The sequence below is a fragment of the Weissella kandleri genome (assembly GCF_045504165.1).
In the GTDB taxonomy this organism is placed as follows: Bacteria; Bacillota; Bacilli; order Lactobacillales; family Lactobacillaceae; genus Weissella; species Weissella kandleri_A.
The window spans coordinates 1-1731 of record NZ_JBJJNY010000025.1 but is presented as its reverse complement, the minus strand read 5'-3'; the positions used below and the strand labels follow the sequence as shown (position 1 = coordinate 1731).

Sequence of the window (1731 nt, the reverse complement as noted above, 5' to 3'; positions counted from 1 at the left end):
TGCTTCAACTGTCCTAAGTTCATCTGATTCAATCCTCATTTCAAATATAATTACGCCCTTTGTTTTTCTTAAGTGCCAGTAAGTTTATCATATCAAAAAAGTCTTCACAACAGTATCCCTATCATGAAGACTTCATTAAACTTTTAAAATTTTAATATTTTGAAGATAGATCATCCTTGATCGTAGCCACTATCCAAAGAATCCTTTCTTATGTTGTCCATTCATAGCTGCTTGATACTGCTTCAAGGCATCTTGTTGATCACGTGATAACTTTGTTGGCACATCAATGTAAACAATTACATATTGGTCACCAGTTCCTGTTCCACGTAGACGTGGTGCACCTTTACCACGAAGACGGAAACGCTTACCATTAGGCGTTCCGGCCGGAATCTTCAACTTTGCTTCACCTTGAACCGTCTTAACAACGATTTCGCCACCTAAAGTAGCTGTTGCAAAGTCTAAAGGTTGCTGCAAATAGACATCTGCGCCATCACGTTCAAAGCCATCCTTAGAAGGCGCAACATTGAAGACCACAAACAAATCACCAAATGGTCCACCATTAGTTCCAGCTTCACCGTAACCCGCCATACGCATTTGTTGACCATCCTCAACTCCTGCAGGTACCGTTACCTTAACCTTCTTTTGCTCGTTTTGGCCATTAGCTCCTAATCGACTGTATTCAATATCAACTTCCTTACCTGCAATAGCTTCATCAAAACTCAAATGTAACCGATATTGTAAGTCTGAACCTTGCCGGGGACGATTAGGATCAAAGGCTCCTCCAAACATCTGGCTAAAGATATCACCAAAGTCTGAATAACCACCAAAGCCGCCTTGGCCTCCAAAACCACCTTGACCACCAAAGCCTTGTTGATCACCAGTTGCGCCAAATTGATCATAAGTAGCACGCTTTTTCTCATCTCCCAAGGTCTCAAAAGCTTCTTGCACCTCTTTATACTTCTCTTCAGCCCCTGGCTCTTTGTTCAAATCAGGATGATATTTTTTTGATAACTTTCGGTATGCTCTTTTAATTTCATCTTGGGATGCGTTCTGATCGACTCCCAAGGTCTCATATAATTTAGTATTATTCATGGGAAACCCGCCTCTACTTTCTTTTATATGTATAAAAATGAGCCTTACAGCCCATTTTTGTTAATCAAATGGTTATTCGATTTCCCATACCAAATTACTTCTTATCTGATACGTCCTCGAAGTCGCCATCAACAGTGTTGTCATCACCCTTGGTATTGGCGGCACCATCGGCACCGTCAGCTCCTTGTTCTGGAGCAGCTTGTTGATACAACTTAACTGCTAATTCTTGCGAAACCTTTTCCAAAGCTTCCTTCTTTTCCTTCATCTGATCCAAATCATCAGCTTCCTTAGCTGACTTCAAATCATTCAAAGCATCTTGAACTGGCTTCTTATCATCATCACTCAACTTATCACCAGTGTCATCCAAAGTCTTCTCAGCAGTAAAGATCATTTGATCAACGTCATTACGCAAATCAACTTCTTCCTTACGCTTCTTGTCGGCTTCTTCATTTGCCTTGGCATCATTCATCATCTTCTCAATCTCTTCATCTGACAATGAACCTGAGTTTTGAATGGTGATTTTTTGTTCCTTTTGCGTTCCTAAGTCCTTGGCTGAAACCGTTACGATTCCATTACGGTCAATGTCAAACTTAACTTCGATTTGTGGAACACCACGAGGAGCAGCAGGAATATCTGCTA

Annotated in this window: 2 protein-coding genes; both read right to left on the bottom strand. The window is 41.0% G+C overall.

All coding sequences use genetic code 11. The features are described from left to right. Positions 1-189: 189 nt before the first annotated feature. A complete protein-coding gene (locus ACJQWY_RS06845; RefSeq protein ID WP_407076985.1) occupies positions 190-1092 on the bottom strand; it encodes a DnaJ C-terminal domain-containing protein in 903 nt (300 codons plus the stop codon). Between the two features lie 94 nt (positions 1093-1186). Then, a partial coding sequence (locus ACJQWY_RS06840) for an Hsp70 family protein (RefSeq protein ID WP_407076984.1) occupies positions 1187-1731 on the bottom strand: 545 nt, incomplete at its 5' end.

Bases quoted from the DNA above. Each gene is read 5' to 3' on its own strand.
- ACJQWY_RS06845 (WP_407076985.1), bottom strand. From the start codon at position 1,092: ATGAATAATACTAAATTATATGAGACCTTGGGAGTCGATCAGAACGCA.